The organism is Pontibacter pudoricolor (assembly GCF_010092985.1).
GTDB lineage: Bacteria > Bacteroidota > Bacteroidia > Cytophagales > Hymenobacteraceae > Pontibacter > Pontibacter pudoricolor.
The window spans coordinates 82,598-98,827 of record NZ_CP048106.1 but is presented as its reverse complement, the minus strand read 5'-3'; the positions used below and the strand labels follow the sequence as shown (position 1 = coordinate 98,827).

14 protein-coding genes are annotated in these 16,230 nt (G+C 46.9%); 7 read left to right on the top strand and 7 right to left on the bottom strand.

The genetic code is table 11. From position 1 onward, the window contains the following. Positions 1 to 964 precede the first annotated feature (964 nt). The 3 genes from GSQ66_RS00440 to GSQ66_RS00430 all read left to right on the top strand — a co-directional run bounded on the left by GSQ66_RS00440 (position 965) and on the right by GSQ66_RS00430 (position 5,960). Positions 965 to 2,173, top strand: coding sequence for an OmpA family protein (locus tag GSQ66_RS00440; protein WP_162425650.1), 1,209 nt, complete (start codon positions 965 to 967; stop codon positions 2,171 to 2,173). A gap of 471 nt (positions 2,174 to 2,644) precedes the next feature. Further along, complete coding sequence (locus GSQ66_RS00435; protein WP_162425649.1) at positions 2,645 to 4,231, top strand: hypothetical protein; 1,587 nt, start codon at positions 2,645 to 2,647, stop codon at positions 4,229 to 4,231. A gap of 82 nt (positions 4,232 to 4,313) precedes the next feature. Continuing rightward, positions 4,314 to 5,960 carry a hypothetical protein gene (locus GSQ66_RS00430; protein WP_162425648.1) on the top strand — a complete coding sequence of 549 codons (1,647 nt, stop codon included), beginning with the start codon at positions 4,314 to 4,316 and terminating at the stop codon, positions 5,958 to 5,960. Between the two features lie 504 nt (positions 5,961 to 6,464). On the opposite strand, the gene GSQ66_RS00425 is transcribed toward GSQ66_RS00430, so the two are convergent. From GSQ66_RS00425 to GSQ66_RS00400, 6 genes are all read right to left on the bottom strand, one after another. Continuing rightward, positions 6,465 to 6,995, bottom strand: coding sequence for a hypothetical protein (locus GSQ66_RS00425; RefSeq protein ID WP_162425647.1), 531 nt, complete (start codon positions 6,993 to 6,995; stop codon positions 6,465 to 6,467). Positions 6,996 to 7,095: 100 nt separating this feature from the next. Beyond that, positions 7,096 to 7,851 carry an SDR family NAD(P)-dependent oxidoreductase gene (locus tag GSQ66_RS00420; RefSeq protein WP_162425646.1) on the bottom strand — a complete coding sequence of 252 codons (756 nt, stop codon included), beginning with the start codon at positions 7,849 to 7,851 and terminating at the stop codon, positions 7,096 to 7,098. 244 nt (positions 7,852 to 8,095) lie between these two features. After that, the gene (porT, locus tag GSQ66_RS18845) at positions 8,096 to 8,575 is read right to left on the bottom strand and encodes a type IX secretion/gliding motility protein PorT/SprT (RefSeq protein WP_238395760.1); all 480 of its coding nucleotides are present in this window, start codon (positions 8,573 to 8,575) and stop codon (positions 8,096 to 8,098) included. A 2-nt stretch (positions 8,576 to 8,577) separates the two neighbouring features. Continuing rightward, positions 8,578 to 9,300, bottom strand: coding sequence for a bifunctional demethylmenaquinone methyltransferase/2-methoxy-6-polyprenyl-1,4-benzoquinol methylase UbiE (gene ubiE, locus GSQ66_RS00410; RefSeq protein WP_162425645.1), 723 nt, complete (start codon positions 9,298 to 9,300; stop codon positions 8,578 to 8,580). Positions 9,301 to 9,438: 138 nt separating this feature from the next. Continuing rightward, positions 9,439 to 11,391, bottom strand: a complete 1,953-nt coding sequence (locus GSQ66_RS00405) for an OmpA family protein (protein ID WP_162425644.1) — start codon at positions 11,389 to 11,391, stop codon at positions 9,439 to 9,441. Between the two features lie 385 nt (positions 11,392 to 11,776). After that, positions 11,777 to 13,042: a tetratricopeptide repeat protein gene (locus GSQ66_RS00400; RefSeq protein ID WP_162425643.1), complete on the bottom strand. Its 1,266-nt coding sequence runs from the start codon at positions 13,040 to 13,042 to the stop codon at positions 11,777 to 11,779. A gap of 185 nt (positions 13,043 to 13,227) precedes the next feature. Here GSQ66_RS00400 and yihA point away from each other — a divergent pair, with 185 nt between their 5' ends. Genes yihA through GSQ66_RS00380 form a run of 4 tightly spaced genes read left to right on the top strand, consistent with a single transcriptional unit; the run spans position 13,228 to position 15,181 of the window. Next, on the top strand, positions 13,228 to 13,836 hold the full coding sequence (yihA, locus tag GSQ66_RS00395; RefSeq protein WP_162425642.1) for a ribosome biogenesis GTP-binding protein YihA/YsxC: 609 nt from the start codon (positions 13,228 to 13,230) through the stop codon (positions 13,834 to 13,836). Positions 13,837 to 13,871: 35 nt separating this feature from the next. Further along, positions 13,872 to 14,276, top strand: coding sequence for a TonB family protein (locus tag GSQ66_RS00390; RefSeq protein ID WP_202923379.1), 405 nt, complete (start codon positions 13,872 to 13,874; stop codon positions 14,274 to 14,276). Positions 14,277 to 14,294: 18 nt separating this feature from the next. Beyond that, a complete protein-coding gene (locus GSQ66_RS00385; RefSeq protein ID WP_162425641.1) occupies positions 14,295 to 14,810 on the top strand; it encodes a DUF5606 family protein in 516 nt (171 codons plus the stop codon). Between the two features lie 59 nt (positions 14,811 to 14,869). Beyond that, on the top strand, positions 14,870 to 15,181 hold the full coding sequence (locus GSQ66_RS00380) for a hypothetical protein (RefSeq protein ID WP_162425640.1): 312 nt from the start codon (positions 14,870 to 14,872) through the stop codon (positions 15,179 to 15,181). Between the two features lie 10 nt (positions 15,182 to 15,191). Here GSQ66_RS00380 and fbp read toward each other — a convergent pair whose 3' ends face one another. Further along, positions 15,192 to 16,199, bottom strand: a complete 1,008-nt coding sequence (gene fbp / locus GSQ66_RS00375; RefSeq protein WP_162425639.1) for a class 1 fructose-bisphosphatase — start codon at positions 16,197 to 16,199, stop codon at positions 15,192 to 15,194. Positions 16,200 to 16,230 lie beyond the last annotated feature (31 nt).

Genomic DNA, 16,230 nt, shown 5'->3' with positions numbered 1-16,230 from the left:
GCCGGGGATTATTGTTTTACCTTAAAAGCTGTTTAAACTATAGCCCCCTGCACATTTCTGCCATCTCCTGCATCTGCCCCCGCTCGCGTCCCGCGAGTGTGAGCTACCAGCGGACACTGGCCGCTTTAAACTGTTGCTGCCACACACCTAGCTGTACGCCACCGGTAATTCATTTGGAGATAGCTCTTGTACCATGTAGAGACGCAATATCTTGTATCTCCAGCGACATGCCTGTATCATAAGTGCTATAAGTTTGAGTAGCGGGTAACGTTTTATAGTTGATGCGATTACTACTTGAACAGCCTTCGGAGACGCAATACCTTGTGTCTCCACATTTACGGGTTGGAAATAAAATGCATTTTATGGTTTCCTGCTTTTAAGGGGGCCATTACTGTTAGATCTGCCTTCGGAGATGCAAAATATTGCGTCTCTACATAGGCCTTGCTCTCGTCCCGAACGCCTTCGGGAAGTGCGCTGTCTGGTAGCGGCCCGCCACGTATACCAGCTATAAATTAAAGCAAAGTCCACCAACCTATAACACTTACCTGTCAGAGTCCGGCAAAGGCATTGCAACAGCCTAAAACGTCCCCTAGCGCCAGCCGGTGTTCTATAGTTCAGATACACAGCGAGCAAATCGGCTGCATCTGCTACCTGACCGGCCACCGCCCCTCAACCCAGGGTCATTTCATTCTGGTAATGAATAAAAAAATTCTTGTCATTCTGTTAAAAAAACGTGGTGGAAAAAGAGGGCCTTGCCCCGCAGGTCAAGCCTTTACTATCAACTCAAAAAATCCTTTCAGGATAACAGAAGAGGAGAATGAAACTTCCCCTGCCCTTCACCCCGTTTTTCATGGCATTTACTGGGGCAAACGTCAACCTCACAAATTATAACAACACAATTATTTACTGGTATAGTTACAAATACTACATTTGTGTTTTCTATAACCTATCCTTATATCCAACTATGAAAAAGTTATTTCTTTCGCTTGCCGGCATCAGTATGCTGGCCCTGTTTTCGTTGCCTGCGCACGCCCAGTTCGATATCGGTAACAAGATCAAAAATAAAGTAAACCAGAAAATTGATCAGAAGATTGACAAAGGGGTTGATGATGTTGTAGACGGTAAAAAGAAAATAGCCGGCAACAAAGCAGCCAAAAACGAAGCGGCCAGCGATGGCAATAGCACAGCCTCCGAAACCGAACCCGGCAAAATGAAAGCCTGGTCGAAATATGATTTTGTGCCCGGCAACAAAGTTGTTTTCTCTGATAACCTGGCCGGCGAAGAAGTAGGCGAATTTCCGTCGCGCTGGGATTTAAATGACGGCAACGCCGAAGTAGCCATGCTTGGCAACGAGCGTGTAATAAACCTGGTAAGTTACGGCACCAGCATAAAACCACTGATGACCAAAGAACAATGGCTGCCTGAAACCTTTACCATTGAAATGGATATTTTCTTCGACTCTGACAACCCTAACGTGGAGTATAATATCTACCTCGTAAACGATTCTAAAAGCTATAAAGAAGAAATTAACGGCCACTTCTGGGATCCGGTTGCTATAAGAGCGAACAGCGCCCGCTTTAAAGAGTTCGGTTCTGAGTCGGAAGAGCTGGCTGCACAAAAAATTACAAACCAGTGGCGGCACGTGGCCATCTCGTTTAACAAGCGCAGCATGAAAGTGTACCTCGATAACCAGCGCCTCATAAACATACCAAATGTGCAGGGCAAACCAACGGGCCTGCGCATAGAAATAGACAAACGCATAGATGCCAACTCGATGGTGAAGAATGTGCTGGTAGCCGAAGGCGGCAAAAAACTATACGACCAGGTAATGGCCGATGGCAAAATAGTAACCTACGGCATTAAATTCGATGTAAACCAGGCAACCATACGTCCCGAATCTGCGGGCACACTGGCCGACATAGCCAAACTGATGGAAGAACAGCCAACCCTGAAATTTACCGTTGAGGGCCACACCGACAGCGACGGCGACGAAAGCGCAAACCAGAAACTGAGCCAGCAACGTGCCGAAGCAGTTAAAACCCACCTGGTAGCGCAGGGCATTAAAGCGGACCGCCTGGAAGCCAAAGGCATGGGAGAAACCAAACCGATTGATAAGAACAGCACCCCCGAGGCCAAAGCCAACAACCGCCGCGTAGAGTTTGTAAAGCGGTAAACTATAGTTAGAAGCTGTTTAGGGTTTCCTCCTATAGTATTACAACCTGCCGTTGTTGGTGTTTTCACCAACAACTATACTTTTACCCAAAAGTACTTGCTGGTGAAAACACGCAGCTAGGGCATCTTGCATCGATTTTCTGAAAACTCTAAACAGGTTCTTAGGCAGTACATACACAAGGCCTGCAATGCTATAGTTGCAGGCGTTGTGTTTATGGGATACCCGGGAATTTGAGCCGTTGTTAGTGGTATCACCAACAACTAAAACTTTCGCCCGATTCTTTGCTGGTTAAAATTCAAATTCTCTGGTTTCTAACCAATTCCATAAATCTTAAACACTTCAGAACTACCAACTATAGCTGCCTCTTCCCTAACTATAAACCACCTTTGGCTAAACTATAGTTTGGCTTCGCCTGAAAACATTATATCTGATTTACGTTAGATAGTGTCAAGATTATATTCTTGACTACCTATGAAACCGATATACCTGCAGGCACTGCTTGCACTCATATTTATATGCGGCTGCGCCCGGAAGAATTTTTACGCTGAAACACCCGTTACCGACCCTGTCGTTTACAAGCAACTACACCAAAATCCGGACGCTTTTGATAGTGTTACGGTGCAGGCTGGCAAACATTACAAACGGGGTGCCCTGCACAGGCTGTTCTGGGGAACGCATTACCGCCCTGTCTGGACAACTCCGGTAACCCTGCCCCTTTTTGATAAGACGAAAATTAAGGGAGGTCTTACAATTGAAAAACTGGGAGGCGGTTTTCAGACAACCAGCATGACGCTTACCGACAGCTCAGGCTTTTCGTACGCGCTCCGCTCCCTCGATAAAGACCCTGTAGGCGTAGTGCCGGGACTATGGCGCAAAACTTTTGTGGCCAATATTCTCCGCGACCAGACCTCAGCCATAAATCCGTATGGTGCGTTGGTTGTAGCTCCGCTGGCCAGGGCCGCCGGTATACCGCACGCAACGCCTACCTATTATTACGTGCGCCCCGACGACGACACTTTTGGCGAACATAACGAACGCTTCAGTGATAATGTATTTATGCTGGAGGAGAAATACGACGGAAAAGACGCCCTTACACCGGCTCTCGGAGATGCCGTGGACCTGGTTGGCTCAGAAGATGTGCTGAACAGGCGTTTTGAAGAAGACAACCATTTTATAGACCAGCAAGCCTTTGCCAAAGCCCGCCTGCTCGACCTGCTCCTGAACGACTGGGACCGCCACGAAGGGCAATGGGACTGGGCCGAGTATAAAAAAGGGAGCAATACAACTTACAGACCAATCCCCAAAGACCGCGACAACGTTTTCTACCGTTTCCAGGACGGCATCATTCCCTGGATATTCAGCCGCAACTGGGCGATCCGTAAGTTTGAGTCTTTTGATGATGAGTTTAACGATGTATATGCCCTGACCATGAACTCCGAGTTCCTGGATAAGCGCGCCCTGGCACAGGTAACGCGTCAGCAATTCGATTCGGTGGCTGTTGCCCTGCAAAAGGTACTTACAGATGAGGTTATAGAAAATGCTGTAAAACAGTTTCCGGCTGCTGTTTATAAACTGGAAGGCGAGAATACCGCCCGAAAGCTCCGTAACCGCCGCGATAAATTGCGCGAAGCAGCCGCTGAGTTTTATGAGATACTCGCCAAAGAGCCGCTTGTGGTTGGCACCGACTCAGAAGATGAATTTAAAGTAAAACGCCTAAACAACGATGAAACGCTAGTTACCATCACCCGCAAATCAGATGACGTAATTACTTTCAGACGCACTTTTTTACGCAACGAAACCAAAGAGATCAAACTATATGGCCTTGCCGGGGACGATGAATTTGAGATAGAAGGAGAAGCAGAGAAAGGGATAAAGGTGATTATAGTTGGCGGCCGCGGCGAGGATGAAATAAAAGACAAATCAAAAGTAAAACGTGGTGGCAAAAAGACCTGGGTATATGACACCAGCCGTGGAACAGAAATAGAAGCCGGTCCCGAAACAAAAGATAAAACCACCCGCGACATTAGAGTCCATGCATTTGACCGTGAAGGATTTTAGGAGTTAAAAAGTTTGGAAGTTAAAGAATTAAAGAATTGTAAGGGCGCATTCTGTTGCGTCTTCTGAAAGCTATCATATAACAATGGCTTATAAAACTACTGTTACCATAATTAAAACCTTTAAGGTACATCGTATACTACCCCTGCTACTTTTTATGCTGGTGGCGGGCAGTTGTCAACGCTATCCGCATTCGGTTAGGCAGGTTACGCAGGCACCTGCAAACGCAGCACTGGTAACCAGCTACACCGACAGCACTATAACCTTACCTGCCGGAGCACACTATAAGCGCGGCACCCTGCACACCTTTTTATATGGCAGGCATTACCGCAATGCCTGGTACACCCCCGTTACCATCAGGGTACTGGACATAAGCACCGCCCACGGAGGCTTGCAACCGCTTAAAATGGGTGGCAGCCGGCAAACTATAAGCCTGCGCATGCAAACCAAAGACAGTACCGAATATGTATTACGTTCTATAGACAAGGAGCCTGCCGGAGCGTTGTCGCCGAGGTGGCGGCAAAGCTACATTGCCAACATTGCACGCGATGCCACCAGCGCCACACACCCTTTCGCGGCGCTTGCTTTACCGGGCATGGCAACAGCTGTCGGCATCTACCACACAGACCCGGAACTGGTTTACATACCCCACGACCCCAAATTAGGCGAATACCTGGATAAGGTGGGTGGAACTATAGTTTTGATGGAGCGGAGGCCGGATGGCAATCAGAAAGATAACCCCCTGATGGGCAATGCAGAAAAGGTAAAAAGCACCCGATCTATGTTAACCGAACGGCTCTCGGATAACGACACCAGGATAGATGCCCGCAATTACCTTCGCGCCCGCTTGTTTGATATGCTGATAGGTGACTGGAGCCGCCACGAAGACAACTGGCGCTGGGCCGAACTGGAACCAAAAGAAAAAGCCTATACGTATCGTCCTGTCCCCCGCGACCGCGACAATGTGTTCTATAAACTGCACGATGCGCCTATCCCCTACATAACAAGGTGGCTAAAGTTTAAGCCCCATTTCAGAACATACCGCAAGCGGGTAGGCAACCTTAAGAAACTCAACTACAATGCCCGTCATTTAGATGCCCTCATCTTATCAGAACTAAGTCAGGAGGACTGGCTTGAAATTGCCGACAGCGTAAAAACAGCCCTAACTGACCAGGTAATCGAAAGCTCGTTCAGAAAAATGCCGGATACGATCTATAGTTTAACGGCCGAACCCATCATAAAAAAACTAAAAGTCAGAAGGGATAATGTAAAAGAGATAGCACAGGATTACTTTAATATACTTGCTGAAGATGCCCTTATAGTTGGCAGCGATAAACACGAACGCTTTATTGTTAAGGTTCTTTCTAAAAACGAAGTACAGGTGCAGGTGTATAAAACCAGTAAGGATGAAGAAGTAAAGCAGCTGTTATATGACAGGACATTTAACGCGAAGCAAACAAAAAACATTATTCTTTACGGTCTGGGTGGCAAAGATCAGTTTGTGCTGGAGGGAGATGCGAACCCGGAAATCAGCATCAGCATCTGGGGTGGCGAAGGCGAAGATACCTATACAACTGAAAGCAAAAAGAAAAGCAGCCGCATCTTCATAACCGACAGCACATATGGCAACAACTATAAATCCGGGGACAGGGCTCACGTAAAGCATAACGATAACATGCGCGCCAAGGATTTTGCAGGTGCAGGCTTCCTGCTTCATTTCTACCTCGATTAAGCCCGGTAAACTATAGCAGGGCGGTTTCATACCTTCTTCAGAAAAGAGATGTTTCAGGCTCCGGATTATCGGCACACAGTGCAGCACATGGCGCAAGTTTAGCGTTAGCGCAATCTGCAACTGTACATGGAGCCAGTTTGTAACTGGCTAAACTATAGTTCTGGAATACGTCGGTTACAAATCTGCTTACTATGCTCTACTACCAGTTACCGCTGCGCTCAAACTGGCGGTATAAATAGGTTTAAGTTTTGCAGGAGACGCAATATTTTGCGTCTCCTGCTACAGGCCGATTTTATTAGCGTTACAGGTTGAAAAGCTCTTTACTAATGTTGCAGCCATTACTATCTGAGCAACCTTTGCAGACGAAAAATATTGCGTCTCAACATAAAAGCAGCCTTACACCATAATTCGTATATAATCAGTCAGCCTACTGTTTATAAATACAAAGCGGGCAGCACCTTTTCAGATGCTGCCCGCTTATTTTATTGTTTGAGCTATGTTAGTTTAACGATCTTTCTTGTTTGTATCCTGGCCACTATCGCTGCCGCTACGGTTGTTATGGTCCTTCGCATTTTGTGCGCCCTGGCCCTGCTGCTGGCTCGATGTAGCATCACTGCCTTTCATGCCGGTGCTGGTAGCGCCCTGGCGGTTAGCCTGATTCGGATCGTTCTGATTCTGGCCTTGGCCGCTTCGCTGCTGACCACTCATACCTGAGCTTTGGCCACCTTGCTGCTGACCGCTCATGCCTGAACCCTGGCCGCCTTGCTGGCCGCTCATACTAGAACGCTGGCTACCCTGAGGTTGCTGGCCGCTGCTCTGACCCTGCATGCCTCCTGATTGCTGGCTACCCTGTGGCTGGTTCTGAGAGCCCTGCTGCTGGCCTCTGTTCTGGCCCTGGCTGCCTTGCTGCTGTCCGCCTTGTTGCTGACTGCCCTGCGGCTGCTGGCTTCCTCCCTGTTGGGTTTTGTTTGTTTGCTGATTCTTATCAGATTTCTGATTACCTTCCTGTCCCTGATTTCTTTCCTGGTCTTTCATAGCTTGTATTATTAAAGTACGTAAAAATTTAAGTCGGCTTAATGCCTGAACATCTTATTTTATACGCTTCTAAGCTATTTTAGTCTGGATCAGGACTGAACTATAAATTTTTATTTACAACTGTAGCAGATGCCTGGGCAGCCGGAAGTATCATTACCTCAGCCAGGTTTACGTGGACCGGACGGCTAACTATAAAAGCGATCAGGTCAGCGATGTCTTCTGCCTTAAGTGGCTGATATCCCTGGTAAACACCTGCGGCACGCTCCTTATCGCCCTTAAATCTCACTTCCGAAAACTCAGTCTCTACCAGGCCCGGGTTCACTTCAGATACTTTGATACCTGTAGTTATAAGATCGATGCGCATCGCTTTTGAAAGCGCATCCACGGCAAATTTAGAGGCACAGTAAACGTTACCATTGGCATACACCTCTTTACCGGCAATAGACCCTATATTGATTATATGTCCGCGGCCCTGCTTCTGCATAAACGGAATTACCGCATGGCTCACATACAGCAGGCCTTTCACGTTAATGTCCAGCATGGCGTCCCAGTCCTCCAGCGAACCTTCCTGTATCGGAGACAGACCGTGGGCGTTGCCGGCATTATTAACCAGCACATCAATCTGCTGCCATTCTTCCGGCAACGATGCAATAGCAAACTGCACTGCTTCTTTGTTCCGCACATCAAACAGCAAAGGCAACACAGTCGTTACGCCTTCCAGCTCCTGCTGCAGTTCTTCGAGGCGTTCTTTGCGGCGGCCTGTAACTATCAGCTGGTATCCCTGTTTTGCCAGCGCAATAGCTGTAGCGCGGCCTATTCCGGAAGTTGCTCCGGTTACAAGTGCTATCTTAAACATCGGTCTTATTCAAAGAAAAGGATGAGTGAAATATTATGGTTTGTCTGCTTTTGAAGCAGGTGGCTATACTGGCTTTGCGTAAGCTTGTGCTGGTTTATTAACCCATGCGAAAAACGAATTTCCGGCGCAAACTTAAAGAACGGATAAAACATATCTACCCCGAATCCATATTCAAGGGCCAGGTCAAATTTCTCTACAGCCAGGCCCTGGTCCGGGTTTTCGTCGCTTTTGCCACTGCCCAGGTCTATGCCGGGCTTAATGCCCCCACCAGGTACATACGGGCATTGGTACGGCGCTTGGCTTTAAACTTCAGCAGCACAGGCAGCTCTACCATCGTTGAGCTGATCACTTTATCCACTGTCTGAATTTCACCGGTCTCCTGGGGCATGTTCGTAAACTCGATCTTACGGCTGTAAAACCCCACCCCAGGCACAAAACGCGCATCCAGGTTATCGGCAATACGCACATTAAGCACCAGCCCTGTGTAAAACCCTGGGCTGAATTTGGCATTTACATTGGTAGTGCCCTCGCCGCCGGATGGGTCAGCTGCCAGTTGATCAGCGTACTCCTGCGAGTGGTCTATATTATAGCGGGTAAGTGGCGCCGCCAGGTAAAACCCATAGTGTATTAACTTCTGATCATAGTCAGGTTTGTTAAGTGTGTTTAACTTTTTCTGGGCCTGCAGTGCCGGAGCACTTAACAGCAATGCCAGTAAAGTAAACAATGCTATTTTCGTCCGGTGTAAATGGAGCTTATGCCAAATGTGAGTGAATGCCATTTTGTAGATTTAAAACCAACCTTTTCATAGATGTTAAGAAATGCCTGCCCGTCCGGGAAAGCCTGCACTGATTCGGGCAGGTACGTGTATGCAGCATTATCCTTTGAAACGAACTTACCTATCATCGGTAGTATATTCCGGGAGTAAAAATGGTACAATTGTTTCATCGGGAAGCTGCGCGGATTCGAAAACTCCAGCACCACAGCCATACCGCCCGGTTTCAATACACGGTACATCTCTGCCAGCCCTTTCTCCAGGTTCTCGAAGTTGCGCACCCCAAAGGCTACGGTAATTGCATCAAAGGAGTTATCCCCGAAAGGCAGATTTTCCGAATCGCCATAAAGTAACTCTATTTTGCTGGTCAGCCCTTTTTTAGCCAGTTTCTCACGCCCCACGGCCAGCATCCCTTCCGATATATCCACACCGGTAATTTTATCAGGGTTCAGGCGCAATGTCTCTATCGCGAAATCGGCGGTTCCGGTAGCAATATCCAGTACTTGTTTGGGTTTGATCGGGGCCAGCAGGCTTACTGCTTTCTTACGCCAGATAATATCGATGCCAGCACTCAGGAAGTGGTTCAGGAAATCGTATTTGCCGGCAATGTTGTTAAACATAGTTGCCACCTGCGATTTCTTGTCACCGTTCTGGTCTTTATAAGGTACTACTGCCATAGTTGCAATTAAAAGTATACAGGCAAAAATACGCCACCTAGAATTATAATACACGGTTTATTAAAAAAAACAGGCCGGGCAAATACCCGGCCTGTCCTGTTATAGTTTGTTCAGGTCTTTTATAACCCGAAACTATAGTTATTGTTTTGCTGGCTGATCAGCTCTCTCCAGCACTCTGAACTCAGTTCTTCTGTTCAGCTGCATGTTTTCAGCAGATGTGTTTGGTACTGCAGGTCTGCGTTCGCCGTAGCTTACTGTTACCAGGCGTCTTTCAGAAATGCCTTTGCTCTTCAGATACTCGTAAGCTGCAACCGCACGGTTCTCACCTAGTGTCATGTTATACTCGTCGCTTGCACGTGAGTCGCAATGGCCTTCGATGCTCATGTTAACCAGTGGATTTGCTTTCAAGTAGGCTACAACTCTATCCAGTTCACTCACAGACTCCGGACGCAGGTTATACTCATCTGTATCGAAGTAAATCGGTTTAACAGCCAGTACGCCCGCACGGGTAGCAGTCGTGTCAACGTAATCGATGTAGAAGTTACGAACTATAGTTGTTGTATCGTTCAGCGACATAGGCACTTCCAGCTCTTCCGTAGTAATCTGCTTGCCATCTTTAGATACCTGTATCTGGAAATTACGGCCAGACAGAATATCTACCTGGTAGTAACCTGAGTCAGGGCGTGTCACATCACGGTAAGAGATCGGACGCTTGTCAGCTGACTGGCCATTAAAGATCAGTTCTACACCCGGTATTGCCAGGCTGTCAACTTTAGAGAATACCTGGCCCTGCACACGTACGTTGCGGATATAGTTTATAGTATAAATGTCTTTCTCGCCGTAACCGCCAATTCTGTAAGACGACAGGTAAGCGTAGCTGCCATCCGGGCTAAGTCTGTAATAAGTATCATCATCCGGTGTGTTTACCGGTGCCCCCATGTTAACTGGTTTTGCCCATCTTCTTGCAACTGAGTCGTATTTAGAAGCAAAGATATCATAGCCACCCATGGTGTTGTGTCCTGTAGAGGCAAAGTACAATGTACCGTTGTCGGCAAAGTACGGGCTGTCATCATCAAAAGGCGTGTTTATAGTGCTTCCGATGCTCTTCGGAGCTGCCCAGCTGCCATCCGCATTTCGCTTGGACACATAAATATCAAGGTCGCCATACTCAGAGTAAGCGCTTGTTGAGAAGAATAAAGTCTGGCCATCTTTTGTGATGAACGCATCAGACTCGTAATGCTTGGTATTAATGTTCGGGCTAATGCTTTTCGGTTCACCCCATGTTCCGTCTGCCTGGCGCTCAGCAACCATAATATCACCGTTGTTATCGGCGCGGTAAAGCAGCAGCTTGGTATCGTTGTCAAATAACTGAATAGATGCATCGTGGCTTGGGCTGTTCAGGGCGCCTGCTACACGCTTGGTTGGAGACCATTCATCTTCCCCGATTCTGGTGGATTCGAAGATGTCTTCGTAGTATTCGCCATCACGTGCCGGAGTACCGCCTGTTGCCTCAGAACTACGCGAAGTATAAAGCAGGTAGTTGTCATCAGAAGAAATAACAGGGCTGTGCTCCGAGTAAGCTGAGTTAACAACACCTCCCAGGTTCTTCACGAATATATCCTTTGGATTAGCCACTTCGCGCTTGGCGTTGTTTGCATGCTGAATCAGCATAGCCAGCTCTTCTCGTCGCTCTTCATCACGACGGCGTAACTCTTTCTGAGCAGCCTTAAAGTGCTCGATCGCGCTATCAAAACGATAGTTGATGTGGTCGGCACGGCCTAACCAGTATTCCAGGTCACGGTCTACGTTTGGCTTGATCTTCTGAGCGCGGTACAGGTAATCGGCAGCTTTTTCTTTATCAAAGGTCATGTAGCTGATACCGGCGTAATACAACGCTTTCGCATTATTAGGATCGTTGGCCAGTACCTGCTCATAAAAAGGAACGGCAGCACGGTAATTTTCTTTTGCGAAGAGCTTGTTTCCACTTCGAATCAGCTTTCTGTTGCTTTGTGCAGATGCTGTAAAAGCTATCAGACACAACAGGGCTAACAGCAAAGAAAATCGTGAAAACGATTTGGCTAATTGATTCATGTTGTAAAGGTTTGTTATATTTTTTTCTTGGTTTGACTGAGTGTAAGATTTATAAGCATAAATGGCATTCCTGCCCGTTATTAGCGTCTATACGAGCAATATTAAAATTGGTATATGTTAGTATATAATTATTTTGTACTTAGTTGGCAAATTCAGTTTTTAAGTATAGCCCGTGTTGTCATGTGGATATTCTCGTTCAGAAAGCCTCACAGCCCCGCACCCAAACTATAACATTCCCAATAAACAATTGAATAAAGGCAAATATATAAAAAATATATTATCTATATATGTTCAGTTTTTGTTTTATAAATAAATAAGAAAAAACTGCCATACGCTTATATAAGGCAGGCAGTTAAATGTTCCTACATTATAGAGTAGTGCTTAATTACTGAAGCAGTACTATCTGGTAAATATCCAGTGCCCCCATCCCTCCAGGCCTGTCTGACGAGAAATAAGCAGACGTCCGGTTACGGTCCAGGGTAAAATAGAGTTCATCGTGCGGTGAGTTGATAGGGAAACCCAGGTTCTGAACAGGCTGCCAGGCGCCGTCGCGCATCTCAGATTTAAAAATATCGAAGCCCCCCATGGTGTTGTGCCCGCGGGAGCTGAAGTATAAGATTTTTGTTTTGGCATCTACAAACGCGGCATCCTCGTCATGGGCCGTATTAATATTTGCTCCAAGGTTGATAGCCGCACTCCAGGTACCATCCGGAAACTTCTGGCTTACATACAGATCAAGCCCGCCGAAGCCTCCGGGTCTGTCGCTTGCAAAGAATGCAAATTCTCCACTCTCCGTTATGTGTACGGATGTTTCGTTCGCCAACTGGCTTAAAGGTATTGGCAGTGGCCTGGGATTTACCCACGCACCTTTTGCCTGGTCGTAGCTTCGCAGGCCTTCAGCAGATGCGTAGGTGTACAGCAGGTTACCATTAGGCGATATCGTCACAATAGCCTGCCCGTGTTTGGTATTATCAGATTTCAGGTACTCCTTAGATCGCTGCCACGCACCATTTGATCTCCTCGAAACTTTGATCTGTTCCGGCCCTTCAGGCGCATCGTGTACGGTAAAGAGCAGCGTAGAATCATTGTCGGTAAGCACAGGCACATACTCTACTTCTTTTGAGTTTATAGCTGCACCCAGGTTTACCACCTGCGCCACCGATGGCTGTACCATGAGCGCCTGACCTGCATTGCACTCATCAATACGCTTGCGAATTACTTCTACATAGTTCCAGTCGGCCCGACCGGTGCTGTATATCTCCTGCTGGTAATATTTTTTTGCTTCCTCAAACTCATAGTTCTGGTGCAGTGCCTCCGCCAGGTTCACGATTACTTTCTCTCCGAACTTTGGGTCAATGTCATACACTTTCTGCAGGCAAAGCTTTGCCTTGCGCGGATCACGGAGTTCCAGATGACTGATTCCCAGCCGGTACAGGGCCATCACATTATTAGGGTCCTTTTCCAACACTTTCTGATACCATTCGGCGGCCTCGGCAAAATCCGCCTTCGCATACGCTTTGTCGGCCTTACGCATACTGGCATCAGCTGCTTCCGTTTCTGTATCGGGCAGCCGCATGCCTGAGCAAACTATAGACACCAGCAAAAGAAGGCTGCACAAACTTTTGGCAGACCAGAATTTATACTGTTTCATTTTTTTAGGCGTTATACCTGGCAAGTGTAACCAGTATAGAGGCATATTCTTCATGTTTGGCAAATAAAACGTACCTTTGTAAGTGCTTAAGTTCTGACTTCAGGTGCTTAAGTTAACAATTTTATACATTTACAAACCCCTATATTACAAATATCCGGGAACCGTACCAAATCAGAAGCAGCAGCATGGTTATAAAAGAAGCAAAATTTTTGATGAGCAACACCCGCGTGGAGGAATGCCCGGCGCCAGACAAGCCCGAATATGCCTTTATTGGCCGCTCTAATGTGGGTAAGTCATCGCTTATCAATATGCTTACAGAACAGAAAGGCCTTGCTAAAACTTCATCATCGCCTGGCAAAACGCAGCTCATTAACCACTTTCTTATTAACGATACCTGGTACCTGGTAGATTTGCCCGGCTATGGATATGCGAAAGTAAGCAAGGGCTCCCGCGACGACTGGCGCAAGATGATAAATTACTACTTTCAGAAGCGCGAAAACCTGACCTGCATCTTTGTACTGATCGACTCGCGTCATGAGCCGATGAAGGCCGACATGGATTTTATTAACCACCTGGGGCAGATTGGTGTGCCTTTTGTGATCGTTTTTACGAAAGCTGATAAACAGTCTTCTGTAAAGACGGACTCAACTATAGCTGCTTACAAGCGTACATTGCTGCAAACATGGGATGAGCTGCCGCGCATTTTTGTAACTTCATCAGAAAAAAGAATGGGTCGCGATGAACTGCTTAACTTTATAGATGAAGTAAACGCACAGGTGCAGCCTCAGCAATAGTCCCGCTTGAGTTTAATTTTAAATCAAATTCCCTTATGAAAACTAAAATCTCATTATTGTTTCTTTTATTTGCCTTTATGGCAGTAACGGCCTCGGCCCAGACAGCTACAACTACAGACGCGAAAAAAGAAAAACCTGCTTACTGGATACCTGATAATGTGCTGCCTGCAGCCGAACATTACAAAGGTGGCAAAGAAGGCATGTATGAGTTTATCAGCAAAGAGATGCAATACCCGGCGCTGGCCAAACGTAACCGTGTTATGGGCGAGGCTATTATCGGGTTTACAATCAATGAAGATGGCTCTACTTCGGGGTTTAAGGTACTACGGAACCCGGGTGCCGGCACCGGTGAAGAAGCGTTACGTCTGGCCAGACTACTTAAATTTAATGCACCGGGTTATGCCCTTAATGTTAGTATACCTATTCAGTTTAAACTATAATAAAAGCTTTTATTCTCTATGCCTATTGATCTAAGACAAGTTGCAGCCATTTCCGGCATGAACGGCCTGTACCGTGTGGTAGCTCCAACACGTACCGGTGTTATCGTTGAGTCTTTATCTGACAAGCCGCAGCGTATGGTTGCTCAGGCACGCCAGCGTATGTCGTTACTGGATGAGATCTCTATCTATACTACTGATGAAGAAACAACCGTGCCTCTGGCTGAAGTGTTCGACCGCATCAACGAAAAGTATGGCGATGACCTGCCACTAAGCGAAAAACCAGCGGACCATGAGTACAAGGCCTTTATGGAAGAAATACTGCCTGACTTTGACGAAGAGCGGGTTTACCTTTCGGACATGAAGAAACTGGCTAACTGGTACAAAATTGTAAAACAGCACGTCGGTTTTACCGCACCGGAAAAAGAAGAGAAAGCAGCAGAGAAGAAGGCTGAAAAGAAAGCTCCGAAAGCCAAAGCAACAGAAGCAAAACCTGAGGCGGCAGAAGAGAAAAAGACCAAGAAGAAAAAAGAGTAATAACATAAAAGGCCTTCTGCTAAAGAAGGCCTTTTTGTTTCTGTTCTATAGTTTAAGAAATGGAATACGCAGCAGTAATACTTTCGGGCGCCACACAGCAGTTGCAAAAACTGTTTAACGCTGATGATCTGCAACAAACACAGAGCCTGGCCGAACTACAGCAGAAAGTTGCCCGGGCCGTGCTGCACCTGTTACAAACCGACCTGAACAGCCTGCTTAATATCCTGTACCGGATTGATGTGGACGAACGCCAGGTAAAACAGGCCATGCTGCTCCCCTCCGAACCTGAAATGGCGGACTGCATAGCCCGGTTAATAATAAAGCGGGAACTGCAAAAGGCGCAGACCCGCTTTATCTATCGTTCAAATTAAAAGCTATAGTTTAAACAGCTTCTACTTCACTTTTAATAAACTCTTCTACTTTATCAACCATCTCCGGCGACCCTATTACTAACGGGCAACGCTGGTGTAGCTCGGTTGGCTCTATCTCCATAATGCGTTGGGTTCCGTTTGTAGCTTTACCACCGGCCTGCTCCACTATATAGGCCAGAGCATTGCACTCATACATCAGGCGCAGTTTACCATTTGGCGCCTTTGCTGTTGACGGGTAAATATACACGCCACCCTTTAGCAGGTTTCTATGGAAGTCGGCAACAAGCGAACCGATATAACGCGCAGAGTAGTTACTTTCTTTGCAATAGTTCAGGTACTGCTTAATACTTTCCGGGAAGCTGTTCACGCTGCCTTCGTTGCAGGAATAAACAGTGCCGGTAGCCGGAGTTTTAATATCCGGGTGCGACAGGAAGAACTCGCCAAGCGACGGATCGTAGGTAAACCCGTTTACGCCGTGCCCTGTTGTATATACCAGCATCGTAGATGAACCATAGATAATATAGCCCGCCGCTACCTGCTGTGTTCCGGTCTGCATGCAATCTTCCATCGTTCCATCGCAGCCAGTCTCTGACTTTCTTCTGTAAATGGAGAAGATCGTTCCGATAGATACGTTCACATCAATATTAGATGAACCATCTAAAGGATCTATGGCAACAATGTACTTACCTTTTGTATTACCTGTCTGTATTGCCTCGTCTTCTTCTTCAGAGATGATCGTACAAACTTCGCCACCGTTTCGGAGCGCCCTGATGAAACGGATATTGGCAATCACGTCCAGTTTTTGTTGCTCCTCTCCCTGCACGTTCTGTTGGCCGTAAGCTCCGGTTACATCAAGCAGGCCTGCGCGATTGATTTCGCGGTTCACGATTTTACCTGCCAGCGCAATATCTCGCAGTAATTGAGAAAGTTCTCCTGTTGCAAACGGAAAAGCTTCCTGTTTTCTCATAATAAACCTGTCAAGGGTAGTACCTACAGGTATAGCAAGATTGAAATTCATAAGAGCAGATGGTTTGATCTAAATATAGTAG